Below are 24,312 nucleotides of genomic sequence, written 5' to 3'. Positions count from 1 at the left end.
CAATACTCTGAAAGCTAATTATCTATTCAATTAAAATTATTGTTAATCAAAAACAATCTCTTCAAATTCAAAGTTACGATGTTTTCTATGAATTCCAAAAATCTTTTTCGGTAAATTATCTCTAGTTAAATAAAGCTTTTTATCTTCTAACTCACCTTTATCAATCTTTTTAAGGGAATCTTGAAATTCGTCTACTTTATAGAATAAAAGACCATCATAATGTTCTACACCATCATCATTAAATTCAATAGTGTTATTATGAATATCATATACTAGATTATGTTTTATACCATCGTCATATTCAAATTCAAAATATATATTATACTTCTTAAATTCTCGGATTTTTTTACAAAGTTCATCAAATTGATCATGGTGAATAAGATTTAACTCATGTTTCCTCTCTTCTGGAATAATACATGATCCCAATAAAACGAAATAAAGGTAGATTGCATTTCTACGTATTTTTTCAACTAAATCCCAATCATTTAAATTATGAGTATGAAAGAAACCGTTTCGACATTCAATTCTAAAACAACTAATCATGTCAGTAACTGTTTTTGCATTATCCGGATTTGAAAAAATATGCTTATTACATCTTAAAAAATACTCAAAAGTTCCAATAGAACTATCCATGAATACTTTTTGATGTTCCGTAAATTCGATATATGGATAGTTTGTGAACCTATAATTGTTTCCCTGCTTATTTTCGGGAACTTTATTAAATTTGTTATCAATCAGCTCAAAAACTGGGATATTCTGTCTGAAAGCTTTTTTCAACATATCTCGTTTCATAGCTATTTTACAATCGTTATCAATATTGAGCATAACAATCTTATACAATAACTGTTCAATAGACTTTAAGTATCCACTTACGACAGAGGTGTAATCAAAGTTCTTTTTACCCTTAAACGAATCATAAAGCCATTCCGATGTTATAAAACTTGTAGCATATTCGTTCGAACTTACCATTGTTTCATATAATTTATCGAAAATATATGATTTATGCATATCATCCAGATTTTCAAAAATAATATCTTTTTGAGTGAGATATAAATAGTTCTGGACTTTCTTATCACTTGCATTAATAATCTGATACCTGTAATTCAAATAATCCCAATCTCTAAGCTTTTTCTGTGCAAAAATTTTTATTGAAGCCAGATTCATTTTAGAAAGAAATTTAACAGATTTATAACCTGTGATTTCCTTTGTAATGTTTAGGTAATTATCAATAGAATCAATAAACGCTTTATATTCTTCTTCACCAAATTGTTTTAAATAAAATTCATGAATAGATAATGCTCTTATATTTACATTTGTATCTTTATATTGTTGATTCTCTAGCTCAATTAATTTATTTGTTTGCTTACCTTTTGAAGTTCTAAGGATAATCGCTTTATCGACATGACTAGATTTAAGAATACTATTGATATCTTCATCTTCAAGGAAATCTACTAACCTATATCCTATTCGTTCATGATTTTCTTTAATTATAAAAATAAATGGAGCATCATGTGAATATTCTACAGGTATATTATACTCCTTCAGTACCCTCCAAAGGATGTTAGTTAGTAATATTTTAGCAGCTTTTTCCTGTCTTTCTACTGTGAAACGATAAAAATAGAAATCATCATCAGCAAATTGAAAAAGTTCTTCATTCCGGATAGACTGAGATTTCACCCAAGATTCTATAAAATGCTTTAGCATATTTATATTTTTATCAATTTCTTCTTTATATATATATGAACGGTCAATTTTTTTCTATTATTTTTCTAACCTTGAATATTTTTATAAATAAAAAAGACATCAAATCCTAAGATTATGTGCTTCTCCAAGTATATAGGAGTTAACAGTTGCTTTTAGTAGCAACTGCAAACTCCTTAGTAGCTTCAATCGCATGGATTGAAACACGCTCAGCTGCTGAAGAATCCATATTCAAAGCGAAAATGGTTCCAACCGCAGCTGTGCCAAGGGCAACAACGAACTTCCAGTCAATTAAGACAGTTAAGTTCATAGCACACACCTCCTTTCAGGCTTGAAAGCCAAAAAAAATATATAGGTGGGTATATTGTTGCCCTATCCAATGTTTCCACTGGACTACTTTAGTATACTTCAGAGATTTAAATTTGTCAATTCTTTATATAATGTAATACACTGTATCTGAAGGTAATCATCATAATTCTAAGAAAGGTTTATCTCAAGTCCCAGCTTACATATTAAACTCTATTTCACTATTATTGTTTTTGTTTCTTAAGGTAAAACACACCATTTAAAAGTAAATCCATAAATTAGCTCCAGATTTAGACATAAATAGTTATTTATTATCTAAGTCAAAACCAATCTGCCAAAATCCCATATCAAGTATTTTCATTTGAGGATACAGCATATCAGCAACAATAAAATTCTTTTGAACTGAATCTAATTGTTCTATGTTTTTTTCATAAAAATCTACTAGTTGTAAAATAGATTTAATGTTATAGGTTCCACTTGCAATCTTTTGTGATCTTACCCCAGAAACAAAATATCTATCATATGCCGGAACACAACCGAGTGTGCCCATCAGTATCTTTGTGATTAGTGTTTCTGATAAGTTATTTTTTAGTGCTGAACCTTTTACTTCACGCCTGATTCCATCATAATAATTAGCAATAAATTCATTAATTTCCTTTAGCAATTTTTGATTACTTTCATTTCTAAAATTTTTACATTCTATTCCTGCTAGAGAATCATATTTGTTGCTTAAAATCTCACTCACAACAGGGATGTGTACTCTATAATCCTTTTGTAATAGAAATGAAGAACCTCGATACATCCCCCAACTTGCTAAATAAAATGCAAGTTGTAAACTCAGGTAATCAAGATTCACATCATTCTCTTTTCGAGCTGTCATAAAATGTGAATAGCAATGTTCCCATGAACGATATCTGTCATGTTCATCAGCTTTTAAATCGTTATAAAATTCAGTTGATGATTTAATAATCATATCGATTGTTTCCATAATTCCTACTTTCCTAATCAACTTTCAAATATATAGCGTTTTCATTATTTTCTTAACCTATTATATCATTATTCAAAACAAAAAACTGCAACTTACTTGTTGCAGTTACACACAGATTTACTTCTGTTCCTTTTAGAAATTTACTAAAGTTGAATTGGGGGTATTAGAGGAATTGAAATATTCTTTTTCTAATCTATAGTTATACCTATTCTGTTCGAGTTTCAGTTAAATATATTCCCCATTCAGCTAATTCTATAGGCAAATCATAAACAGTTTTTCCATTACTTTCATAGCTTTCGGAGATTCCTGGTGAGGTCTCAGAAAAAGTTTCCCAAGCCGTTACTAGTTCTTCTACAAATTGAATATTATGAGGTTCAAAAAAATCATTAAACTTCGATAGTTCTTTACTATAAATTGTCAAAACATTATAGCTATCAAGCATAATCTCATCATGACTTTGGTGCCCACCAAATCCAAACTTACTTAGTCCATCATTAACAAGCAAATCACCGTATCTAATCAACAGTGCTAGGCATTCCTCTCTTGAACAACCATCAATATAATAAACATCCTTATGGGATTCCTTGATAATATTCTTTGCTATCACTTTTTCTCTATCAATACTGACAGGCAATTCCAAAATAAAAAACAAAGGCTCGTCATGAATCGCAATAAAGTGTTGAAAAACCTCTAATATTTTTTCTGCGTGTACATTCGCCATCAAATTATGTTCAGTTAACTTTGTAAATGATTCAAACAGTTTTTCTACCAAGCTAACTTGGTGACCTTTTACTAAATTCAACATTATGTGTCCTCCAGAGAATTTAAACAATATCCACATTTATAATCTCATTATACCATTAAACCCCTAAAAAGACTGCAACTTCCCAGTCACAGTCTCTTATAAATCTACCTCAGTTCCTTCAAGGAAAGTTACTACAATATGTCCAGCTTCTGAAATACTGATGCGGTCGAGAACTTGATTCATGATAACTCCATCAAATTTATCTAAATCTAGTATCTGATACATCTGCTTGGCATAGTGCTTATAGAGAAGATTTGTTCCTTGCTCAAGCTTTTGCCACTTAGCTACAACATCAGATCTATGTTCTTGTAGCAGTCCAACTGCTTTCATAAAGGCTTTCTCAAGCATTTCTTCATCTATATGATTGTTTAAACATCCAATCTGGCCTTTGATCCTATATCGATTGTTACACTGCCAAACCTTCCGTTTACCTCGACTTGTAGTCCAATTTTTTCTACCAAATACTGAAACACATTCGGAACAGAGAATCTTTGTAGTAAAAGAAGCATTTCAATAATTTATTCATGGCCGCTAGTTATGTTTCTTTCATCTAAAACCCCTTTTCAATGAAAACAAATACCTACTCACAGAGTAAATGGAAATAGGATTAGATAATTTCTAGCTATCACTTCTACTCACTCCAAAAATTTTCTCACTCCGATACTTCCCTAGCACATAAGAAAAAGCATTGCAATCAAAGCTTTTCATTATCCCTTTCGTTACAAAGTTTTTACAATTTCACCATCAATCCTACACACTCGACGGTTCGCTGTTCCCGTAGCGTTTCGTCGTAAACTCCTTACTCTACGACAGCTATCGCATAGACGGAACATCTACTTCTACTTCGCTGATGACTCAGCTCGTACAAGCAATGATACCGCCTCAACATGATGCGTCTGCGGAAAGAGGTCAACTGGCTGGACTTTCTTTAGTTCGTAGCCCAGTTCTTGATAGAGTTTGATATCACGCGCCATAGTGGCAGGATTGCAGGAGATATAGACAATCCGCTGGGGATCCATGCTAACACTAGAAGTGATAAAGCTTTCCGTCAAGCCCTTGCGCGGCGGATCGACTAGGATGACATTCGCCTTGATTCCCTGGTTCAGCCAAGTTTGGATGGCTTGTTCTGCAGGGGCGCAAACATAGCTGGCATTGCTGATACCGTTGAGCTCTGCGTTGCGCTGACTATTTTCCACGGCCTCAGGAATGACCTCGACTCCATAGACCTGCTGGACTCGGTCAGCCAGCGACAGACCAATGGTGCCTATACCCGAGTAGGCATCCAGCACAATATCCTCTTTTTTAAAATCAGCAAAGTCAAAGGCCGTCTGATACAGCTTCTCTGCCATCTCAGTATTGACTTGGTAAAAGGCTGGCGCAGCAATCTGGAACTGCTTGCCCAGCATGCTGTCAGTGATAAAGTCTTGGCCGTAGAGTGTCCGAAACTCCCGACCGAAAATGGCATTGCCCGGCTGGTCGTTGATATTTTGCATGATGGACTTGATAGCTGGGAAAGCCTCTGTCAAACGCTCAATTAGTTGATCCACTCGGAAAATCTTAGGCCGACTGGTCACCAAAATCACCATGATTTCACCAGAATAATGGCCACGGCGAACAACCAGATTGCGAATCAGGCCAGTACCTTCCTTTTCATCGTAAGGCTTGAGGTCGAAACGGCGCAGCAAATCGCGTACAAAAACAATGACTTGGTCAATAACTGGATCCTGAATATAAAAGTTCTCAATCGGCAGGAGATCATGAGAATTTTTTCGGAAAAAGCCGGTTTCCAGCTGTCCATTGACACGGCGAACTGGCACCTGAGCCTTATTGCGGTAGGCCAGCGGCTGATCCATGCCCAGTGTCTCCAGCACTTCTACGTCCGAAATACCCGCGATTTTATAAAGGCAGTCCTGCACCTGCTTGCCTTTAAAAGCCAGCTGGGCTGGGTATGCCAAGTGTCCTAAATCAGCAATTCCAGTCCGCAAATAGGCTAAATCGACATGCTCATTGCGCTGGTCAGACTTTTTCATAAATTCCTCAACTCGGCCGAAGCCGATTTTTTTATTGACCTTGAGGACGCGCATGCGAATCACTTCACTCGGCAGGGCATTTTCAATGAAAAAGACGCGGCCGTCTACCTTGGCTACACCCGCTCCCTCATGACTCAGATCCACAATTTCTACTTCAATAATATCGTTCTTTTTTAACATTTTTTTACTTTCTAATCAATCTTGCGCTCAACTGCAATGATACTAAAGCAGGGAATCAAAGGATTTTCTACTGTTTATTTCTTTCTTCCTATTGGAAAAGATGTTCACATTTCTGCTCTGCTATTTTCCAAAAAGAAAAGGAAGAGACAAAATCTGCCACTTCCCATTATATCATAAGAGCCCTATCTTAAGCCCATTTGTTGTAATCTTTCTTTATAGGCTTCAAAATCAATCAAGAGTCCTTGACCACCATACATATCATAGGTATCTGTCCAGTCACCTAGTTCTGGTATAGTGAGGCGCTCTATCCCATTGCGTGAATCAAGCACCAAGGACAAGCCCTGGGTCCAGAGAAAACTCTGGGGCACATTGGTTGAAGTCAAGGCAAAGACCTTTCCGATTGCTTCAGAGCCCGTAAAGAGCTTGGTAGGATCCTTTATCTGCTGCATGACAGCCGTCAAGACTTCTTGCTGGCGACGGGTACGACCAAAGTCACCCTCATCATCCTTACGGAAGCGGGCATAGTTTAAGAGCGTCCGTCCATCCATGTGCTGGCGGCCAACCTTGATGATTTGAGTAGGAACGACTCCATCTTTCATGTTCAAATCATCTGGAACTTCCACTTCCGTGACTTTTTCACCATCAATAGTCGAAAACTGAGCATCCATAAATACACCATTTGGAAAGAGGGTATCAATCGCAGTCGCAAAGGTGTTAAAGTCCACTAGAGCATAGTATTTAATATCAAGATCGAAGTTATCCTTCAAAGCCTGACGCACTGCTTCAGCTCCACGGTGATTGTCTTGCTCACCCAAAGTATAGGCAGCGTTCAACTTTTGATCGTAATAATCATCATCTGTTGGCTCCGTGTAGGAATTGCTGACGCCATCGATATGAATCAGTGTATCACGCATAAAGCTGACTAATTTCATTTTATGATCTTTATTGCCGACGTTCAGGACCATAATCGAATCCGTGCGAGTCTCCGTTGACTTATCTCCGATTCGTCCATCGGTTCCCAAAACAAGGATATTGATGCCATCTCGAGTATCATGACCATCAAAGTACTCAACATCAGCTGCTTTAAGATTTCCTGGCCTCGATGTATTTAAGCCTTTGAAGAACATGAAGAGCATACCAGATACAACCAAAATCACAAAAATAAAGAACCACATAAGCACGCGCTTAAGATTAAATCTTGTATACGTTTTGGAGCTTGGCTTCTTTTTTTCTTGCTTCGAGGATGGACGGGAGTTCTTTTGACTTCTGCTGAGAGAGTTTTTCCCTGGGTATTCCGGTAGCAAGCCCGATGAATCTGTCCTCATAGACTCTGAAGAAGCCTGTATGCTCGCCTTTTTAGCCTGTTCTTCTTGCGAAGAAGTAGGTGCTTGCTTTTGTTTTCTTCTAAAAGCACCTTTTCCTGGGTACTTAGGTAACAAGCCTGATGAATCTGTCCTCGAATCTTCTGAGGAAGCTTGCACCGTTGCCTTTGCAGACGCCTTTCTAGATGTCTGTTGCGCAATGTCCGACCGACCTTTTGCCTTTTGGCGGAGGTAATTATACTCCTCCTTCTCATTTGCATTCAGATAGTAGTAATTTGTATGGAGATAATCTAGTCGCAGCTGTTCGTGTCGACTCAGATTTTCTGTTCTGCTCATATCTGCTCCAATCTATAATCCTGAATCAGAAAAACGGGATAACTGCCTAGAATTTTAAAGGTGATACCAAGTGTAGCAAGCTCTTGGTAAGCAAAATCCACTAATTCTTTCCGTTCATTATCAATATCAATAATAAAGAAATATTCCCCTAGGGCTGTTTTAAGAGGGCGGCTTTCAATCTTTGTCAGGTCAATGCCACGCCAAGCAAAGGTTGATAAGGCCTTATACAAGGCACCGGGCAGATTATCTGGCAAAGTCAAAGCCAAACTCTGTTTTTCCTCTTGCTTTTCAAGCCTAAGAGTGGGAGTGGTCTGTCCTAAAATCCAGAAACGAGTAAAATTTTCCTCCATTTCCTGAATATCTTGGGCCACCACTTGCAGACCATACTCGACTGCCGCAGTCCGCGGTGCAATAGCGGCGAAAGGTTGGTCAGAATGCTCAGCCACAAAACGAGCCGCATAGGCTGTACTAGCTGTAATTTCAATCGCTGCTTCTGGATAATGCTGGCGAATATAGCCCTTCCCTTGAGCAAGCGCCTGAGGATGAGAAAAGATTTTCTCAATGGGCTTATCTAAGCTAGTCGCCAATAACTGCTGCTTAATGGGCTGAACAATCTCTGCCACTGCTTGAATCTCAGCTTGATGGAAAAGATAATCCAAGGTCTCATGGACGCTTCCTTCAATCGAATTTTCCACGGGAACAACCGAATAATCCACCTCTTTCCCTTCATAAGCCTTCATCACTTCTGTGATATTTTGATAAGGTACCAAGTCTGCTTGGGGAAAGGCTTCTTGGGCAACATGATGGGAAAAGGAACCCTTGGGTCCTAAAAATGCAACTCTCATTGAATTTCCTCAATAATTTCTTGTGGCGTTTTTCCTACCACGTCAATTGTTTGTGTCGCGACCGCCTCATAGAGAGCCTGCCTTTCTTCAAAAATCTCCTGCAAATCTGCCTTGCTCTTGGTCAGATACAAGGGGCGCTGATTTTCCTGATCTTGCTTAATCCGACGAAAGAGGGTCTCAAAGTCAGCTTTCAGATAAATATTTTGGGCATTTTCGGATAATAAATCACGATTTTCTGCACTCAAGACAACACCGCCTCCCGTAGAAAGGACGACATCCTGGTGAATACACTCAGCCAAGACTTCAGCTTCAATTTTTCTAAAGGCTGGCTCGCCGTATTTAGCAAAATACTCTTGGATGGGCATGCCGATTTTTTGGACAATCAGCTCATCCATATCCAGAAAATCTGCTGACAAGGCTCTCGCAATTGTTGATTTTCCTGCTCCCATGAAGCCAAGTAAAATCTTAGCCATTCACTAAGCCCTCCAAGTCTGAGAAGAAGCTAGGATAGCTGGTATTGATAGCCTCTGCCCGCTCCAGCTCCACCTGACCATCCGAAACTAATAGAGCCGCAATGGCTGCCATCATTCCAATACGATGGTCACCGAATGTATTGATGGTTGCACCATGAAGAGGCGTTTTCCCATCAATAATCATGCCATCTGCTGTAGGGGTAATGGCTGCTCCCATGCTATTTAAAGCATCTGCGACAACCTGAATTCGATCGGTTTCTTTGACCTTTAACTCCTCGGCATCTCGGATCACCGTTCTGCCTTCAGCTTGGGTGGCTAAAAGGGCGATAATCGGAAGCTCGTCTATCAAGCGCGGAATAATCTCTCCGCTAATCTCCGTTCCCTTCAGCTCAGAAGTCTCAACGGTAATCGTGGCGGATTTGGCCACTTCATCTATATTAGAAAGGGTCATCTTGCCGCCCATTGCCTTGATAACATCAAGAATCCCCGTCCGAGTTTCATTGATTCCAACATTTTCAAGGACGATTTTGGACTGGGGCATAATCAAGCCTGCAACCAGCCAGAAGGCTGCGCTGGAGATATCACCCGGCACTCTCACTTCTTGTCCAGTAAAGGTCTGACCACCCTGCACACGAATTTCCTTACCCTTGACCTCAATTTGACCACCAAATTGGACAATCATATCTTCTGTATGGTTACGGGTGATTTCCTTTTCAATAATGACCGACTCACCTTGAGCCTGCAAGGCTGCAAAAATCAAGGCCGACTTGACCTGAGCGGAAGCCACTGGCAACTGATAATGAATAGGCTTTAAATCTTTTCGGCCATGGATGTGAAGAGGCGGTAAATCTCGTTCTGTCTGCCCCCAAATATCCACACCCATTTGACTAAGAGGCAGGGTTACCCGATCCATCGGACGTTTGGACAAACTATCATCCCCAAACATCTCTGCTGCAAAGTCCTGACCTGCCAAGACACCTGAGATCAAGCGGATGGAGGTTCCTGAATTGCCCATATCTAATTTATTGTTCGGCGCCTTGAGGCCATCAAAACCAACACCATGGATTTTGACAGTCTTTCCGTCATCTTCAATCTTGACACCTAAATCACGAAAGACCTGCATTGTAGAAAGGACATCTTCACCTCGCAAAATATCGTGAACCACTGTAAGGCCCTTGGCCAAGCTCCCGAACATAATCGAACGGTGACTGATTGATTTGTCGCCCGGTACACGGATACGACCATTCAAACCTTTTGCCTTTGTTCTTAACTTCATAGATGCCCCTTTCAATTTGCTACTAACTTCTATTTTATCATAAAAATAGCAATTTTCTAAAAATTTATTGTATTCATTCCCACTTCTTAGTCTTTTTTGTCTCTCCTACATGATAAAAGAGGCTGCGACAATCGTCTCTCAGCCTCCCTTTATTCCTTGTCAAAAACACGAGAGGGCTAGATTCTTGCTCTAGTCAATCTCTGATTTACCCATTATTTGTGTCCTAAATGCTTATCAATCTCATCCATAATCCGCCCCATGACATAGCTAATCTGCAGATTGCGACCAATCAAAATGGCCCAGAAAATAGCCATCAGATAGTGCTCAGACATGATTGCTTCATTAAAAAAATATGTTTCTAGGGCTGTAAAAGCCGCCATTACTATAAATTGTCGTCTATTCATTCTTCCATTATAGCATGAAAAATCATAAAAATCTAAATTCAATCATCTTGAACAGTGATTTTTTCTGCTAGAAAATCAAAGCCTTCTGGTATCAAACTTTCTTCCTGCTTTTCAGCTGCTTCTGCTTTATTACTACGACTTCTAGCTGAAAATTCTGCCCGAATCTGAGTCCAGTCCTCGAGAGAAATAGCCAGAATATCTGGTGAAAAGCCAGCAGCATTGCTGAGCAGATTCCCAAACATAGTGTTGAGATTTTCTCTTTTCATGGTTTGCTCAGCATTGAAATGAGACTCAAAAGCTAAAATAGCATGGTTCTCATTGGCTGCAACTGGCTGCGAACCAATGAGCAGTGCCCTGTCAGCTCCTGCCAGGCTCTCGATGATTTCACCCCAAGCATTTTGCAGCTTAGTCAAATTGCTGCGAGCCAAGTCAGGATTTTCCACCGCTTCTTCCAAGATGGCATTGACCTTATTGCGGTCTACTCGATAGGTCTTAGCTTTTTGAGGTCGTGCCTCTGATTTCTTAGTTGCTGGAGCTGGCTGACTGCCGACATTGGCTAATTGCTGCTTGAGCTGCTGGATTTCCTGCTTGAGATTAGACAGTTCTTCTGCCAAGTTATCAGGAAGCTGATCTAAGCTTGCTTGTTCCTCTGCTAGTCGAATGGTCATCATTTCTGTATAAATCTTAGGTTGCAGGCTATTCTTGATGTCTGCTAGACTCTTGGTCGCCATATCAATCATAGCAAAGAGAGTATCCTGCGGTGTCTTAAGATTTTCCAGAAAGAGCTCGCTGGCATGAGTATTCTCTCCGCCAGTTTTGACAATAAGCAAATCACGCAGATATTGCAGGAGATCCGTCACGAAGCGGGCCATGTTTTTGCCGCTACCAAAAATAAGATTGAGATTATCCAAGGCTGCTACTGCATCATGAGCAATCAAGGCAGCTACGTAGGCATCCAAGGCTCCCAAACTGATAGAGCCTGTGATTTCCTCAGCAATGTCCGTAGTCAAACGATTTTCCTGAGTCAAGCTAAGAGCCTGATCGAGGATAGACAAGGCATCTCGCATCCCGCCCTCAGCTCGACGAGCAATAATCTGCACACCTTCTTGCTCAAAGTCAATTCCTTCCTGCTCCAAAATCCACTTGATATGACCAATAATGTCCTGTGTCTTGATAGACTTAAACTCAAAACGCTGGACGCGGGAAAGAATGGTCGCTGGAATCTTATGCAGCTCTGTCGTTGCTAGGATAAAGACCACGTTTTCTGTCGGCTCTTCCAAAGTCTTGAGCAAGGCATTAAAAGCCCCAGTCGAGAGCATGTGCACCTCGTCAATGATATAGACCTTATGCTTGGCCAGACTAGGCGCATAGGTTGACTTGTCCCGAATATCACGAATCTCATCAACTCCATTATTAGAAGCTGCGTCAATTTCGATAACGTCTTCAAGGCTCCCCTCAGTGATAGCCTGACAGATATAGCAGTCATTGCAGGGCTCGCCGTCCTTTTGCTTCGGACAGTTCATAGCCTTGGCAAAAATCTTGGCAACACTGGTCTTCCCTGTCCCACGTGGGCCAGAAAAGAGATAGGCATGGCTGATTTTACCTTGCTCCACAGCCTGCCGCAGAGTAGTGGCTACTACCTGCTGCCCCACCAGCTGACCAAAGGTCTGACTGCGGTACTTTCGATATAAAGCTTGATACATTAGGCTTTTTCTCCAAACATTTCAAAATTCCAAGTCGTTTTTTCAAGCAAAATCTGGACAAATTTTTCCAGATATTCCTGGTCTACATCATCATAATCCCCCGTCAAGGCTGAGTCCAAATCCAACACTCCAAGCAGTCGGCCTTCTTTTACCATGGGCACCACAATTTCGCTCTTAGCCCGGCTATCGCAGGAGATATAGTTGGCATGCTGGGTCACATCATCCACGATAATCGTCTGCTTTTTCTCCGCAGATTCACCACAGACACCCTTGCCTAGCGCAATATGGACACAGGAAACATCGCCCTGAAAAGGCCCTAAAATCAGCTCGCTCCCATCAAAAAGATAGAAACCAGTAAAAACAGAATTAGGCAGGGCTTGATTGAGCAGGGCGCTAGCATTGGATAGATTGGCCAAAGCGTTGGTCTCACCCTCCAACAAGGCTTCCAGCTGAGCCAGTAATAGTTGATAATTTGAAATTTTTTCCCTTTTATTCATACTTTCTATTATATCAAAAAGCACGTCCTACAGAAGAAAAAATAAAATTTTTTTAGCTTCTTTTCTAGTCCGAGCTTCAAGTTGAAAAACATTTTCTTATTCTGACCGCCACAAAGGATAGTCCTAAGCTTCATCTTTCCTGCTCAAAATATAAGAGGCTGAGATTATCCATCCCAGCCCCTGATGCTATAGAAACGCAAGTCATGCTCAACTCATCTTTTTACAGCCACCCCATAAAGCGGATAAGGTACATATTTAGTCGTACCTGACGCGAATAGTAGTAATTTCCACCATTAATATAAAGCTTGGGCCCGTAAAAAATGGAAAGTACATTATAGTATGAATAGGTTTTTCCAGTCACATTGCCAAGACTCGGAGCAACCACTTCTTTTGAGTATTTTTTTGCAAGCTCGAGCGTATTCTCGCCGCCATTTTGCGCAACATAGTCGATATAGGCCTGACCGAAATTGTAGGCCTGAACTGCCGTCCAGACATCCACTTTTTTCTCGCTGGCCAACTCTAGATTGTCCGATAAAGTCTGAATACCTTGCCGAACACTTTCTTTATTGTCTGTAATCGAATTGATTTCGCCTGTTGCACTCTCACTAGACTGCATGAGGTCGCTCTTTCTTCCCTTGGTTTCGGTGTAAATCATAGCCAGAACCAGCTCTTCATTAGCCGCTGTGTCCTGCTCGTCCAGCACTTCTCTAACCAAGCTTTGATAGGTCATAACCTGCTTAACATCACGATGGACTTGATAGCCTTTTATCGCGATGGCAGCCAGAATGATGAGCAAAATCAATCTTCTGATAAATTTAAACATTATTTACTTTGAATATCCTCGATATTTTTGATGAGAATAGAATAAGTTCCGTTATCATTCAGGATAAATTCCACGGATTCAGCATCCTGATAGACATTATTTGGAACGATCAGCTCTATTCCATTAGAGAGGGACAATTTTTGATTTTCGAACTTCTTTTTCTGGCGACTGCTGTCAATCTCGTCAAACTTGATTGGCTCTGGTACAGTTTCCTTGACCTGGTCGATAAAGGTAAGTCGGGCAGTCAGATTGCTGTCAAACAGCTCGTCCGCCAACTTCTCTGGTGACAACTCATCATTTTCTTCCAGATTTTTGAAAATGCTGGATTTGACCTTGGACTGGAACTGAAAATCGTCTTTGTTAAAACTTTCAGCAATCTTTTGAGCCGTTTTTTCCAGCGTTTTTATGGATTTTTTTGGTGAAATCTTAGGACTAACCTGCAAGAGATTGTCAGAAAAATAGTTGAGAAAGGCACCATTGTACTTGATGCGCTTTTCAATCAGATGGTACTTGCGAGACTGGAGATTGATGACCAGAGCCTCGTCCGCACCCGTACCAAAGCCAGGCAGATTGTTCTGTGTCAGCTTGATAGGATTGTCAACCTCGCCACCCAAGTGAGTCAGGGTTTCCCGCAGAGCAATCCGCAGAAAAGCAAAGTGCTCCACCCCTTCTTTCTCAAACTGAACGAAAATCAAATCGTTGGTTTTCTGGTTCTCACTGACCGAAAACTCTTCCTGCCAAAGCTTGGCCACTGTCACGGATGTTTCCAATAAGTCGTCCGAAAGTTGGGCTAAAAAGACATTTTCAGGATCGAAAATGCCTGTTTTAGCCTCATCAGAATAAACTCGCTCGATTTTCTTGCGCAAGTATTCTTCAATCTTGGGAGTGATATTAAGAAACTTATCCGCCAACAGCAAGTCCGTATCAGCTGGGTTGAATTGATGAATGATGGCCTTCTTTACATAAATGTCCATCTTAGTTCAAACCTTCATAGAGCGGAAAAGCGTCCGTCAATTCGCGAACTTCCGCCCGAACTTGATTGAGCACCGCTTCGTTTTCAGCGTTTTCCAGAGCTTTGATAATGAGCTCAGCTACCTTGATACTTTCTGAGACACCAAAGCCTCGAGCTGCAATAGCCGCTGTACCAATACGAATGCCGCTGGTTTTAAATGGTGACAAGGTCTCGTAAGGGATGGAGTTTTTATTGAGGGTAATATTGACTTCATCCAAGAGATTTTGCGCCACTTTCCCATTTTCTACGACCTTAGTAACATCTACTAAGAAAAGGTGATTTTCAGTACCGTCAGAAATCACGCGGAACTTGTCATGCTGACGGAAGACTTGCGCCATGGCTTGAGCATTGTCCAAAATCTGCTGAGCATAAACCTTGAAAGCTGGATCCAGCACTTCTTTAAAAGCTACAGCTTTGGCCGCAATGACGTGTTCCAATGGTCCACCCTGAATTCCTGGGAAGATAGCTGAGTTAATTTTCTTAGCCAATTCTTCATCATTTGTCAAAATCAAGCCTCCACGAGGGCCGCGCAAAGTCTTGTGGGTCGTCGTAGTTGTGATGTCCGCATAAGGCACAGGGCTCGGATGGAGACCAGCAGCAACCAAACCAGCGATGTGAGCCATATCGACCATAAGCTTGGCACCGACCGCATCCGCGATTTCACGGAATTTTGAAAAGTCGATAATATGAGAGTAGGCTGAAGCACCTGCTACAATCAACTTAGGCTGTACTTCCTTAGCTTGCTTGAGGATGGCATCAAAGTCCAGTAATTCTGTTTCTGGGTTAACGCTATAGGACACAAAATTGTAGGTTTGGCCAGAGAAGCTTACTGGAGCACCATGGGTCAAGTGACCACCTGCAGACAAATCCATGCCCATCACTGTATCACCCGGCTCAATCAAAGCCATATAAGCTGCGCAATTGGCCTGACTGCCTGAGTGAGGTTGAACATTGGCGAATTTAGCACCAAAGATTTCCTTAGCGCGCTCAATTGCCAAACTCTCCACTACATCCACTACATCTGTTCCACCATAATAGCGACGACCTGGGTAGCCCTCAGCGTATTTATTGGTCAAAATTGAACCTTGAGCCGCCATAACAGCTTTAGAAACGACATTTTCTGAAGCGATCAGCTCGATATTATGTTGCTGACGCTCTTCCTCATTGGCAATGGCATCCCAGAGTTCTTTGTCAAATGCTTTGTAGTCTTCTTGGTCAAAAATCATAAAGTGTCTCCTTCTTTTGAGAAAATAGGGCGCTAGGCTCCTAAAAGTTAAAATGTTATATCACTTACTTGGGCGAGAATATCCTCGCGGGTAATGGCTCCTTGGCGCAAAATACGTGCCTTTTCTCCAGACAAATCCAGAATGGTCGAATCCTGACCTGTCAAGGATGCATCATCTTCTACTCCCGAGACTTGCTCTTGAAAATCCAGCATAATCTGCTGGAAATCAGTTCCACTAGCTTTTCCAGAAAGATTGGCGGATGGACCTATCAAGGGTCCGTACTTGCGAATCAAGTCCAGCGTAACTGGATGCTTGGGAATCCGAAAGCCTACGGTTTCCATACCAGAGTTAATCCAAGCAGGCACTCGGTCATTGGCTTGGAGGATAATCGTCAGTGGTCCAGGTAGAAAGGCTTGATAGACTTGCTCCAGATAGCTAGGCTGGTTCTTAGAAAAACGGTAAACTTCTTCCAAGCTAGCCACATTGAGATTGAGAGCCTTGTCACGAGGTCTTCTTTTTAATTCGTAGACTCGTTCGACTGCCTCTTCGTTCAAAGCTTGGGCAAAGAGGCCATACACCGTTTCCGTAGGCAGGACGACCGCTCCACCTGTTGCTAGAGTCTTTTCTATCTTATCCATTGTCCATAGCCACCATTCTATCTTTGCCAAATTGATCCTGCAAGACTCGGATTCGCTTTTGCGGGAAGTATTTTTTAAATAATTCCTTGACGCCGACTCCTTGCTTGTAACCAATTTCCAGATAGATCTTTCCTTTTTCTGTGAGATGCTCCTCTGCCTGCTCGGCTATTTTCCGATAGACGGCATAGCCATCCTCCTCCGCGAAGAGGGCCATGTGAGGCTCAGAAACTAGAACGTTGAGACCGACTTCGTCCTTATCCGCTTCTGAAATATAGGGCGGGTTGGAGACAATGATGTCAAATGTCCCATTGATAGCTTTCAAGCAATCAGATTGGACAAAAGTAAGATTGAGGCCACAGGACTGAGCGTTTTCTGCTGCCAAGGCAAGAGCATCTTGAGAGAGATCAGAAGCAGTAATCTGCCAGTCCGGACGACTATTTGCCAGTGCCAGAGCGATGGCCCCGCTCCCCGTTCCGATATCCAAGACAGACAGAGGTTTTTCAGGATTCTCCGACAAAATCAGCTCCACCAGCTCCTCCGTCTCAGGCCTTGGAATCAATACCCGCTCATCTACCTTGAGAGTCAAGCCGTGAAAATCACTGTTTCCAATAATATACTGGGCTGGCTTATGAGCAAGCAGTTGCTCTTGAATCGCTTTTAGATGGTCACGGTCTTCCTGACTAACCTCTGCCTGAAGCTTGAGAACAAAATCAGTAAAGGAGAGGTCATTGAGTGCCCGATAAACGAAAGACAGGCTTTCCGCTTCCTCTCCCGCTGCTACCAGCTCCTGCTCTAACTCAGCCAAATATTGAGCTAATGTCATTATTTATTCAGCTCTTCTAGTTTTTGCGTTTGGTCATAGAGTACCAAGGCATCCACAACTTCGTCCAATTTACCTGACAAGATCGTATCTAATTTTTGCAGAGTCAAGCCGATACGGTGGTCCGTGACACGGTTTTGCGGGAAGTTATAAGTACGAATCCGTTCTGAACGGTCACCAGTACCGATGGTTGACTTACGCTCAGCATCTTGCTCGTCTTGAGCAATCTGCGCAAAGTGGTCAGCCACACGCGCACGAATAATCTTCATAGCCTTCTCACGGTTCTTCTGCTGGGTACGCTCTTCCTGCATCTCAACCTTGATATTGGTTGGCAAGTGAACGATACGAACAGCAGTCGCAACCTTATTGACGTTCTGTCCACCAGCACCAGATGCGTGGTAGATGTCGACACGAAGGTCTTTTGGATCAATATCGTATTCTACTTCTTCGACTTCTGGCATGACGAGAACTGTGGCTGTCGATGTATGAACACGGCCTTGGCTTTCTGTCACAGGGACCCGTTGTACACGGTGGGCGCCAGACTCATACTTGAGTTTAGAGTAAACGGATTGCCCCGAAACCATAGCAACTACTTCTTTGAAACCACCGACACCGTTCATAGAAGCTTCCATGACTTCAAAGCGCCAGCCTTGAGCTTCCGCATACTTTTGGTACATAGTTAGAAGGTCACCAGCAAAAAGTGCTGCTTCATCTCCACCAGCTGCTCCACGGATTTCAAGGATGATGTTCTTGTCATCGTTTGGATCCTTTGGAAGAAGCAAGATTTTGAGCTTTTCTTCGTATGCTTCTTTTTCAGCCTTGGCATCCTTGAGTTCTTGCTTGGCCATTTCTTCCAAGTCAGCATCGCCACCAGACTCCTTAATCATCTCTTCAGCATCGATAATATTTTGAAGAACTTGCTTGTATTCGCGGTAGGCTGTTACCGTATCACGGCTACTTGCTTCTTCCTTTGATAATTCCATGAAACGCTTGGTATCTGATACCACATCTGGGTCACTGAGCAATTCTCCAAGCTCTTCATAGCGGTCTTCCACTGCCTGTAACTGGTCATAAATATTCATATTTGTATTCTATCTCCTTGATTTTCTAATTCATTCTACTTAATGGGTGGATTGAAATAATGCTTGCGGCATACAGAAATATAGGTCTCATGGCCACCGATTTTAATCTGTTCGCCATCATAGACAGGTTTCCCGTTATCCGTCCGCAAAACCATGGTTGCCTTTTTAGAGCAATATTGGCAAATGGTCTTGATTTCGTCAATCTTATCAGCCAAGAGCAAGAGGTGCTTGGAGCCTTCAAACAGTTCATTGCGAAAGTCATTTTTCAGACCAAAAGCCATGACTGGAACACCCAGCTCATCCACCACTCTAGCCAAATCATAGACATGATGGCGTTTCAAAAACTGAGCCTCATCAATCAAAACGCAGTATGGCTTTTCAGGCAGGCTTTGAATATAGCCAAAAATATCTGTCTGGTCCTCGATTGCCATCGCAGCTCGCTTCATGCCGATGCGGCTGGAAACAACACCAAGGCCATCACGTGTATCAACAGCCGAGGTCATGATAACCACGCTTTTCCCCTGCTCTTCGTAGTTGTGGGCCACTTTCAAAATTTCAATCGTCTTGCCCGAATTCATTGTGCCATATTTATAATATAACTGAGCCATTTTATATCTACATTCTCTCTAAGTATTGTCTTTCTAGGACTTCCAGCTTTATCCATAGACTCTGCTGAAAAGACCGACTGTACTTCCTATTATTTTACCACAATTCACCTCTCTTTAAAACCTAATTTATGATAAAATAAGATTAGCAAAAGAAAAGGAGAAATCATATGCCATTTGTCAGAATTGATTTATTTGAAGGACGTACCTTAGAACAAAAGAAGGCTTTAGCCAAGGAAATCACAGAAGCCGTTGTCAGAAATACTGGCGCACCTCAGTCTGCTGTCCATGTCATCATCAACGACATGCCAGAAGGCACTTACTTCCCTCAAGGTGAAATGCGAACAAAATAAAATCAAAAGGAGAGTGGGACAGAAATCGGTAATTCGTTAGAATTCGATTTCGCCGTCCCATCTCCGCACAGTTGAGTAAGGCTGTAAATACTGATGAAATCAGCCTAGTAGAGCCCACTCAACCACTGCGTCTTACTTGACATCCAAAGACAATTGAGAGGCTAGGACTTTTGTCCCAGCCTCTTTTAATTTTATGATGAAAACTCTCAGCGGCGCTTCTTTTGGATATAATTCAATCGTAGTTGGTAAAGGATTGCGCTCACAACCAAGCTTGCAATCAGTCCAATCCAATAACCATAGGGTCCCAAGTCCGTAGCATAATCTAAAAACAAGCCCAGAGGTAAGGAAACGCCCCAGTAAGCCAGCAGCCCCAAGTAAAATGGAGCTTGAGTATCCTTATAGCCCCGCAAAATTCCCTGCAAAGGAGCGGCAATTGTATCAGCCAATTGGAAAAAGAGGCTAAAAGTCAGAAAGACTGAGGTCAGACGAATAAACTCTGGATCAGAGCCATAAAGACTAGCAACCTTATCTCGAAAAATATAGAGAAAAATCAAGGTAAAGACCGCAAAAATGGATGCCACAATTCTACCCAAAGTGCAGTATTTCTTCACATCGTCAAGTCTTTCAGCCCCTAGCTCATAAGAGACAATGATGGCCATAGCCGTGGAAATACTCATAGGAAAAGCATACATAAGAGTAGAAAAGTTCATGGCAGCCTGATGGCTAGCAATAATCAAAGAAGAAAATTTTGACATTACTAGACCGACGATTGAAAAGATAACAACTTCCGCAAAAACTGTCCCTCCTATTGGCAAGCCTAAGCGAAAACCTTCAGCCAAACCAGCTTTGCTCAAGGGACGAATTTTCCAGAGTTGGTACTGGCGGACTTTAGGATGTTTGATGGCCAGTAATAGTGATATGACTAATAAGACCCAATAAGCTAAAGAAGTTCCCAGTCCCGCACCAGCTCCGCCCATTTCTGGAAAACCAAATGCTCCATAAATCAAAACATAATTGAAGCTGGCATTCAAGGGTAAGAGCAAGAGCATCAAATACATAGAAAGCCGAGTCAGCCCCAAAGCATCCAAGAGAGAGCGAATAACGCTAAAGAGCAAGAAGGGAATGATACCGATGGACAAGTAGCAAAGATAATGCTGGGCCACATCTTTTACCAAAGGGTCTAAGCCTAGACGCTGCAAAACCAAAGGGGCGCCTAAAAATACCAGCGCAAATAAAATCAGCGATAGAGCCAAAGAAAGATAGATGAACTGATAAAAATCTGAAGCAATTTTTTCATCTTTCCCCTGTCCTAAATGGTGACCGATAATCGGAACCAAGGCAGACACAATCCCCGTCAGAAAGGAGAAAAATGAACCCCACAGACTGGTCGCCATAGAGACGCCTGCCAGATGCAAGGTATCGTATTGGCCCGTCATGGTCGTGTCAACAAAGGAAGCCGAGAAATTTGCCAGCTGGTAAATCAAGATGGGAAGAAAAATTGAAACAAACAAGCTCAGGCGTTGTTTCAAATGATAAGTCTGATACATGTTAAATTCCTTTTTTTAATCTTCTTTTACTATACTACAAGCCAGCTCAATAGTCAAAAGAGGCTGGGACAAAAGTCCTAGCCTCTCAATTGTCTTTGGAGTGTCGAGCAAGGCGCAGTGGTTGAGTGGACTCTACTAGGCTGATTTCATCAGCTTTTACAGCCCTACTCAACTATGCGGAGGTGGGACGACGAAATCGAATTCTAACGAATTACCGATTTCTGTCCTACTCTCTTTCTTATTTATTTTTGCGATTTAGGATAGCGTTTAGGACAATGGCAATCAAACTAGCCATGACAATTCCGTTTGAGAAGAACATCTGAAGACTGGTCGGTAGACTGTTGAAAAGGCTGCTACCATTGAGTCCGACACCAGCTGAGATAGAAATCGCTGCAATGAGGAAATTATGCTCACTGTGCTCAAAGTCAACACGCGCTAAGATTTGCATCCCCTGAACGGATACAAAACCAAACATAACCAGCATGGCACCACCAAGAACTGGACTTGGAATAATCTGTGCCAAGGCTCCAAATTTTGGCAGAAGACCGAGAAGAATCAAGAAACCAGCCGCATAGTAAATCGGCAACCGCGTCTTGATACCAGATAATTTGACCAAGCCCACATTTTGAGAAAACCCTGTGTAAGGGAAGGTATTGAAGACACCACCCAGCAGCACCGCAAGTCCTTCTGCTCGGTAACCATTTCGTAATCGGGTGCTGTCAATTTTATCTTTGGTAATGTCAGAAAGAGCTAAGTATACACCCGTTGACTCCACTAGAGAAACCGTTGCAATGATACACATCATCACGATAGAAGAAAATTCAAACTTTGGTGCTCCGAAATAGAAAGGGGTTGGCACATGGACCAGCGGAGCCTGTGCGACTGGCGTCAAATCCACCAATCCCATGGCTCCAGCAATGCCCGTACCGACAATCAAACCAATCAAAATAGAGATGGATTTGATAAAACCTTTGGTAAAAATGTTAATCAAAAGAATAATCAGAACCGTCACAGCTGCTAGAATCAGACTTTGGGCAGTCGGCTTGTCTACGTTATTTCCCATATTGCCAATGGCAACTGGAATCAAGGTCAACCCAATGGTCGTAATGACCGAACCAGTCACAACTGATGGAAACAGATTAGCGATTTTTGAGAAAATCCCAGCGATCAGAACAACATAAATCCCTGATGCAATCAAGGCACCAAACATGGCACCACTACCGTGACTCTGCCCAATGATAATCAAAGGAGCAACGGATTGGAAGGCCACTCCCAGCACGACCGGCAGACCAATACCAAAATATTTATTTAATTGGAGTTGCAAAAGAGTTGCAATACCACACATAAAAATATCAGTCGAAATCAGATAAGTCAACTGCTCAGCCGAATATCCCAAAGCCCCAGCAATCATAATTGGAACCAGAATGGATCCGGAATACATAGCCAACAAATGCTGCAAACCTAAAATGGCTGCCTGTGAATGTTTTTCTTCATTATAGTTCATCTTATAGATCTGCCTCTCTAAATACAACTTTTCCATTTTCAAATCTGTCAATTCGAGCCAAGGAAAGAACTGTTTGTCCTTGAGCCTCTAGCAAGCTGCGACCATCTTGGAAGGATTTCTCAATCACAATTCCAACGGCTGCCACCTCAGCGCCTGCTTCTTCAATGATCTTAATCAAGCCCTTGGCTGCCTGACCATTTGCCAAGAAATCATCAACAACCAGGACCTTGTCACTTGACTCCAAAAACTTGCCAGCGATGGAGACAGTCGAAGTGACCTGCTTGGTAAAGGAATATACTTCCGCCGTTAAAATCCCTTCAGTCATGGTGATGTTCTTAGACTTTTTAGCAAAAATCATTGGAACACCCAAAGCTTCTGCTGTGTAGATAGCTGGTGCAATCCCCGAAGCCTCAATCGTCACAACCTTTGTAATGCCTGCATCTCTGAAATGTTCAGCAAATACTTGCCCGATTTCTTTCATAAGCGAAAAATCGACCTGATGAGTCAGGAAAGAGTCAACTTTGAGAATATTTTCTCCCAAAACGTTGCCATCCCTCAAAATTCTTTCTTGTAATGTTTTCATGTATCTCCTATTAACTTATCTTGGGTCAATGATGAAAGGACCTGCCACGATAAGCAAGTCCTTTCTTTTAATGACAAATCGCCTGATACTAAAAGTAGCAGAAAGTCATTAGACTCACTTATTGTTAGATGTTTGGCATCTTGTAGAGACCTTGCCCCAATCATTAGCAAGATAAATAAGTTATTCTATTTAATTAATGGGCATCGCCATTCCAGATGGAGTTTTTGACGATGACATAGTCCACGCGGGTCAGGCTATGCAAATCGCGACCTCCAGCATAGGAAATCGAGCTCTGCAAATCCTGCTCCATTTCGGTCAGCGTGTCTTGCAAGTGGCCCTTAGCCGGCAGCAAAATCTTCTTGCCTTCGACATTTTTATAAGCACCTTTTTGATACTCGGATGCAGAACCATAGTATTCTTTAAACTTATCACCATCTACTTCAATGGTTTCACCCGGGCTTTCAATGTGTCCGGCAAAGAGCGAACCAATCATGACCATGCTGGCTCCAAAGCGGATCGATTTGGCAATATCCCCGTGCGTTCGAATCCCTCCGTCCGCAATAATAGGCTTGCGGGCAACCTTTGAACACCAACGAAGCGCAGACAACTGCCAGCCGCCTGTACCAAAACCTGTCTTGACTTTGGTAATGCAAACTTTGCCTGGGCCAATACCGACTTTAGTTGCATCTACGCCAGCATTTTCCAGCTCCCGCACAGCTTCTGGAGTTCCGACATTTCCAGCAATGACAAAGGTCTCTGGTAATTCTTTCTTGATGTGTTGGATCATTTGAATCACACTGTCTGAGTGTCCATGCGCAATATCGATGGTAATGTATTCAGGTGCATCATCTTTGAGGATGCTAACGAAGTCATACTCATAGTCTTTCACACCGACTGAGATCGATGCAATCAGACCTTTCTCGTGCATTCGTTCGACGAATGGTTTGCGACCTGCTTCATCAAAACGGTGCATAATGTAAAAATAGCCTCCTCGAGCAAGCTCTTCAGCGACAGATTCATCAATAATTGTCTGCATATTAGACGGAACGACTGGCATCCGAAACGTGTGCTTACCAAATTTCACACTGGTGTCAGCCTCTGAACGGCTTTTCACAATACATTTTGCTGGAATTAGTTGAATATCCTCATAGTCAAAAACTTGAAAATCATTGAGCATGGAAAACTCCTTATCAATACTTAAAAATGACCTACCTATGCCGTTCAGCATCGCTACATCTATCCAGACGTTTCCA

25 protein-coding genes, 1 pseudogene and 1 riboswitch are annotated in these 24,312 nt (G+C 41.9%); of the genes and pseudogenes, 1 reads left to right on the top strand and 25 read right to left on the bottom strand.

Translation table 11 applies throughout. The features are described from left to right. Positions 1-42: 42 nt before the first annotated feature. The 21 genes and pseudogenes from I872_RS03390 to I872_RS03295 form a co-directional block, all read right to left on the bottom strand. Complete coding sequence (locus tag I872_RS03390) at positions 43-1,704, bottom strand: hypothetical protein (protein WP_015604755.1); 1,662 nt, start codon at positions 1,702-1,704, stop codon at positions 43-45. Positions 1,705-1,843: 139 nt separating this feature from the next. Further along, complete coding sequence (locus I872_RS03385; RefSeq protein ID WP_006153932.1) at positions 1,844-2,011, bottom strand: hypothetical protein; 168 nt, start codon at positions 2,009-2,011, stop codon at positions 1,844-1,846. A gap of 300 nt (positions 2,012-2,311) precedes the next feature. Beyond that, positions 2,312-2,995, bottom strand: a complete 684-nt coding sequence (locus I872_RS03380) for a hypothetical protein (protein WP_015604754.1) — start codon at positions 2,993-2,995, stop codon at positions 2,312-2,314. A gap of 205 nt (positions 2,996-3,200) precedes the next feature. Further along, positions 3,201-3,800 (bottom strand): hypothetical protein, encoded by a 600-nt coding sequence (locus I872_RS03375; protein ID WP_015604753.1) that lies wholly within the window; start codon positions 3,798-3,800, stop codon positions 3,201-3,203. Positions 3,801-3,896: 96 nt separating this feature from the next. Then, complete coding sequence (locus tag I872_RS12475; protein ID WP_015604752.1) at positions 3,897-4,148, bottom strand: hypothetical protein; 252 nt, start codon at positions 4,146-4,148, stop codon at positions 3,897-3,899. Between the two features lie 30 nt (positions 4,149-4,178). After that, positions 4,179-4,289: pseudogene (locus I872_RS12470) on the bottom strand (hypothetical protein); the annotation flags it as partial. A 350-nt stretch (positions 4,290-4,639) separates the two neighbouring features. After that, a complete protein-coding gene (rlmD, locus tag I872_RS03365) occupies positions 4,640-6,010 on the bottom strand; it encodes a 23S rRNA (uracil(1939)-C(5))-methyltransferase RlmD (protein WP_015604751.1) in 1,371 nt (456 codons plus the stop codon). Positions 6,011-6,192: 182 nt separating this feature from the next. After that, a complete protein-coding gene (locus I872_RS03360) occupies positions 6,193-7,668 on the bottom strand; it encodes an LCP family protein (protein ID WP_015604750.1) in 1,476 nt (491 codons plus the stop codon). Further along, positions 7,665-8,513, bottom strand: a complete 849-nt coding sequence (gene pheA / locus I872_RS03355; RefSeq protein ID WP_015604749.1) for a prephenate dehydratase — start codon at positions 8,511-8,513, stop codon at positions 7,665-7,667. Before pheA ends, I872_RS03360 begins: the two co-directional genes overlap by 4 nt. Beyond that, entirely contained in the window at positions 8,510-8,986 is a 477-nt protein-coding gene (locus tag I872_RS03350; protein WP_015604748.1) for a shikimate kinase, read from the bottom strand. Before I872_RS03350 ends, pheA begins: the two co-directional genes overlap by 4 nt. Beyond that, positions 8,979-10,262, bottom strand: a complete 1,284-nt coding sequence (gene aroA / locus I872_RS03345) for a 3-phosphoshikimate 1-carboxyvinyltransferase (protein ID WP_015604747.1) — start codon at positions 10,260-10,262, stop codon at positions 8,979-8,981. The genes I872_RS03350 and aroA overlap by 8 nt, the downstream gene beginning before the upstream one ends. Positions 10,263-10,474: 212 nt before the next feature. Then, positions 10,475-10,666 (bottom strand): DUF3272 family protein, encoded by a 192-nt coding sequence (locus tag I872_RS03340; RefSeq protein ID WP_015604746.1) that lies wholly within the window; start codon positions 10,664-10,666, stop codon positions 10,475-10,477. A 38-nt stretch (positions 10,667-10,704) separates the two neighbouring features. Further along, positions 10,705-12,369, bottom strand: coding sequence for a DNA polymerase III subunit gamma/tau (gene dnaX / locus I872_RS03335; RefSeq protein ID WP_015604745.1), 1,665 nt, complete (start codon positions 12,367-12,369; stop codon positions 10,705-10,707). Further along, complete coding sequence (locus I872_RS03330) at positions 12,369-12,866, bottom strand: GAF domain-containing protein (protein ID WP_015604744.1); 498 nt, start codon at positions 12,864-12,866, stop codon at positions 12,369-12,371. Before I872_RS03330 ends, dnaX begins: the two co-directional genes overlap by 1 nt. A 220-nt stretch (positions 12,867-13,086) precedes the next feature. Then, the gene (locus tag I872_RS03325) at positions 13,087-13,689 is read right to left on the bottom strand and encodes a lysozyme family protein (protein ID WP_015604743.1); all 603 of its coding nucleotides are present in this window, start codon (positions 13,687-13,689) and stop codon (positions 13,087-13,089) included. Further along, positions 13,689-14,663 (bottom strand): nucleoid-associated protein, encoded by a 975-nt coding sequence (locus tag I872_RS03320; protein ID WP_015604742.1) that lies wholly within the window; start codon positions 14,661-14,663, stop codon positions 13,689-13,691. The genes I872_RS03325 and I872_RS03320 overlap by 1 nt, the downstream gene beginning before the upstream one ends. Before the next feature lies 1 nt (position 14,664). Further along, positions 14,665-15,927, bottom strand: coding sequence for a serine hydroxymethyltransferase (gene glyA, locus I872_RS03315; RefSeq protein WP_015604741.1), 1,263 nt, complete (start codon positions 15,925-15,927; stop codon positions 14,665-14,667). Between the two features lie 47 nt (positions 15,928-15,974). Continuing rightward, the gene (locus I872_RS03310; protein ID WP_015604740.1) at positions 15,975-16,565 is read right to left on the bottom strand and encodes an L-threonylcarbamoyladenylate synthase; all 591 of its coding nucleotides are present in this window, start codon (positions 16,563-16,565) and stop codon (positions 15,975-15,977) included. After that, a complete protein-coding gene (prmC, locus tag I872_RS03305) occupies positions 16,558-17,388 on the bottom strand; it encodes a peptide chain release factor N(5)-glutamine methyltransferase (RefSeq protein WP_015604739.1) in 831 nt (276 codons plus the stop codon). The genes I872_RS03310 and prmC overlap by 8 nt, the downstream gene beginning before the upstream one ends. Further along, positions 17,388-18,467, bottom strand: coding sequence for a peptide chain release factor 1 (prfA, locus tag I872_RS03300; protein WP_015604738.1), 1,080 nt, complete (start codon positions 18,465-18,467; stop codon positions 17,388-17,390). Before prfA ends, prmC begins: the two co-directional genes overlap by 1 nt. 35 nt (positions 18,468-18,502) lie before the next feature. Beyond that, positions 18,503-19,075 (bottom strand): thymidine kinase, encoded by a 573-nt coding sequence (locus I872_RS03295; RefSeq protein ID WP_015604737.1) that lies wholly within the window; start codon positions 19,073-19,075, stop codon positions 18,503-18,505. 167 nt (positions 19,076-19,242) lie between these two features. Between I872_RS03295 and I872_RS03290 the strand changes: the two genes are divergently transcribed. Then, entirely contained in the window at positions 19,243-19,425 is a 183-nt protein-coding gene (locus I872_RS03290; RefSeq protein WP_001117395.1) for a 4-oxalocrotonate tautomerase, read from the top strand. A gap of 206 nt (positions 19,426-19,631) precedes the next feature. On the opposite strand, the gene I872_RS03285 is transcribed toward I872_RS03290, so the two are convergent. From I872_RS03285 to guaC, 4 genes are all read right to left on the bottom strand, one after another. Beyond that, complete coding sequence (locus I872_RS03285; protein WP_015604736.1) at positions 19,632-20,972, bottom strand: MATE family efflux transporter; 1,341 nt, start codon at positions 20,970-20,972, stop codon at positions 19,632-19,634. Between the two features lie 238 nt (positions 20,973-21,210). Beyond that, positions 21,211-22,476, bottom strand: a complete 1,266-nt coding sequence (locus tag I872_RS03280; protein WP_015604735.1) for a nucleobase:cation symporter-2 family protein — start codon at positions 22,474-22,476, stop codon at positions 21,211-21,213. A gap of 1 nt (position 22,477) precedes the next feature. Next, positions 22,478-23,059 carry a xanthine phosphoribosyltransferase gene (locus tag I872_RS03275; protein ID WP_015604734.1) on the bottom strand — a complete coding sequence of 194 codons (582 nt, stop codon included), beginning with the start codon at positions 23,057-23,059 and terminating at the stop codon, positions 22,478-22,480. A 101-nt stretch (positions 23,060-23,160) separates the two neighbouring features. Continuing rightward, positions 23,161-23,258: riboswitch (purine riboswitch) on the bottom strand. Then, positions 23,253-24,236, bottom strand: a complete 984-nt coding sequence (gene guaC, locus I872_RS03270) for a GMP reductase (protein WP_015604733.1) — start codon at positions 24,234-24,236, stop codon at positions 23,253-23,255. It overlaps the preceding riboswitch by 6 nt. Between the last annotated feature and the right edge of the window lie 76 nt (positions 24,237-24,312).

The organism is Streptococcus cristatus AS 1.3089, assembly GCF_000385925.1.
In the GTDB taxonomy this organism is placed as follows: Bacteria; Bacillota; Bacilli; order Lactobacillales; family Streptococcaceae; genus Streptococcus; species Streptococcus cristatus_B.
This window is presented reverse-complemented; position numbering and strand designations above follow the sequence as displayed.

Bases quoted from the DNA above. Each gene is read 5' to 3' on its own strand.
- I872_RS03375 (WP_015604753.1), bottom strand. From the start codon at position 3,800: ATGTTGAATTTAGTAAAAGGTCACCAAGTTAGCTTGGTAGAAAAACTG.
- I872_RS03275 (WP_015604734.1), bottom strand. From the start codon at position 23,059: ATGAAAACATTACAAGAAAGAATTTTGAGGGATGGCAACGTTTTGGGA.
- I872_RS12475 (WP_015604752.1), bottom strand. From the start codon at position 4,148: ATGCTTGAGAAAGCCTTTATGAAAGCAGTTGGACTGCTACAAGAACAT.
- I872_RS03285 (WP_015604736.1), bottom strand. From the start codon at position 20,972: ATGTATCAGACTTATCATTTGAAACAACGCCTGAGCTTGTTTGTTTCA.
- aroA (WP_015604747.1), bottom strand. From the start codon at position 10,262: ATGAAGTTAAGAACAAAGGCAAAAGGTTTGAATGGTCGTATCCGTGTA.
- I872_RS03340 (WP_015604746.1), bottom strand. From the start codon at position 10,666: ATGAATAGACGACAATTTATAGTAATGGCGGCTTTTACAGCCCTAGAA.
- pheA (WP_015604749.1), bottom strand. From the start codon at position 8,513: ATGAGAGTTGCATTTTTAGGACCCAAGGGTTCCTTTTCCCATCATGTT.
- glyA (WP_015604741.1), bottom strand. From the start codon at position 15,927: ATGATTTTTGACCAAGAAGACTACAAAGCATTTGACAAAGAACTCTGG.
- I872_RS03295 (WP_015604737.1), bottom strand. From the start codon at position 19,075: ATGGCTCAGTTATATTATAAATATGGCACAATGAATTCGGGCAAGACG.
- I872_RS03390 (WP_015604755.1), bottom strand. From the start codon at position 1,704: ATGCTAAAGCATTTTATAGAATCTTGGGTGAAATCTCAGTCTATCCGG.
- I872_RS03280 (WP_015604735.1), bottom strand. From the start codon at position 22,476: ATGAACTATAATGAAGAAAAACATTCACAGGCAGCCATTTTAGGTTTG.
- I872_RS03380 (WP_015604754.1), bottom strand. From the start codon at position 2,995: ATGGAAACAATCGATATGATTATTAAATCATCAACTGAATTTTATAAC.
- prmC (WP_015604739.1), bottom strand. From the start codon at position 17,388: ATGACATTAGCTCAATATTTGGCTGAGTTAGAGCAGGAGCTGGTAGCA.
- I872_RS03330 (WP_015604744.1), bottom strand. From the start codon at position 12,866: ATGAATAAAAGGGAAAAAATTTCAAATTATCAACTATTACTGGCTCAG.
- I872_RS03320 (WP_015604742.1), bottom strand. From the start codon at position 14,663: ATGGACATTTATGTAAAGAAGGCCATCATTCATCAATTCAACCCAGCT.
- prfA (WP_015604738.1), bottom strand. From the start codon at position 18,467: ATGAATATTTATGACCAGTTACAGGCAGTGGAAGACCGCTATGAAGAG.
- I872_RS03350 (WP_015604748.1), bottom strand. From the start codon at position 8,986: ATGGCTAAGATTTTACTTGGCTTCATGGGAGCAGGAAAATCAACAATT.
- guaC (WP_015604733.1), bottom strand. From the start codon at position 24,236: ATGCTCAATGATTTTCAAGTTTTTGACTATGAGGATATTCAACTAATT.
- I872_RS03310 (WP_015604740.1), bottom strand. From the start codon at position 16,565: ATGGATAAGATAGAAAAGACTCTAGCAACAGGTGGAGCGGTCGTCCTG.
- I872_RS03290 (WP_001117395.1), top strand. From the start codon at position 19,243: ATGCCATTTGTCAGAATTGATTTATTTGAAGGACGTACCTTAGAACAA.
- rlmD (WP_015604751.1), bottom strand. From the start codon at position 6,010: ATGTTAAAAAAGAACGATATTATTGAAGTAGAAATTGTGGATCTGAGT.
- I872_RS03385 (WP_006153932.1), bottom strand. From the start codon at position 2,011: ATGAACTTAACTGTCTTAATTGACTGGAAGTTCGTTGTTGCCCTTGGC.
- I872_RS03325 (WP_015604743.1), bottom strand. From the start codon at position 13,689: ATGTTTAAATTTATCAGAAGATTGATTTTGCTCATCATTCTGGCTGCC.
- dnaX (WP_015604745.1), bottom strand. From the start codon at position 12,369: ATGTATCAAGCTTTATATCGAAAGTACCGCAGTCAGACCTTTGGTCAG.
- I872_RS03360 (WP_015604750.1), bottom strand. From the start codon at position 7,668: ATGAGCAGAACAGAAAATCTGAGTCGACACGAACAGCTGCGACTAGAT.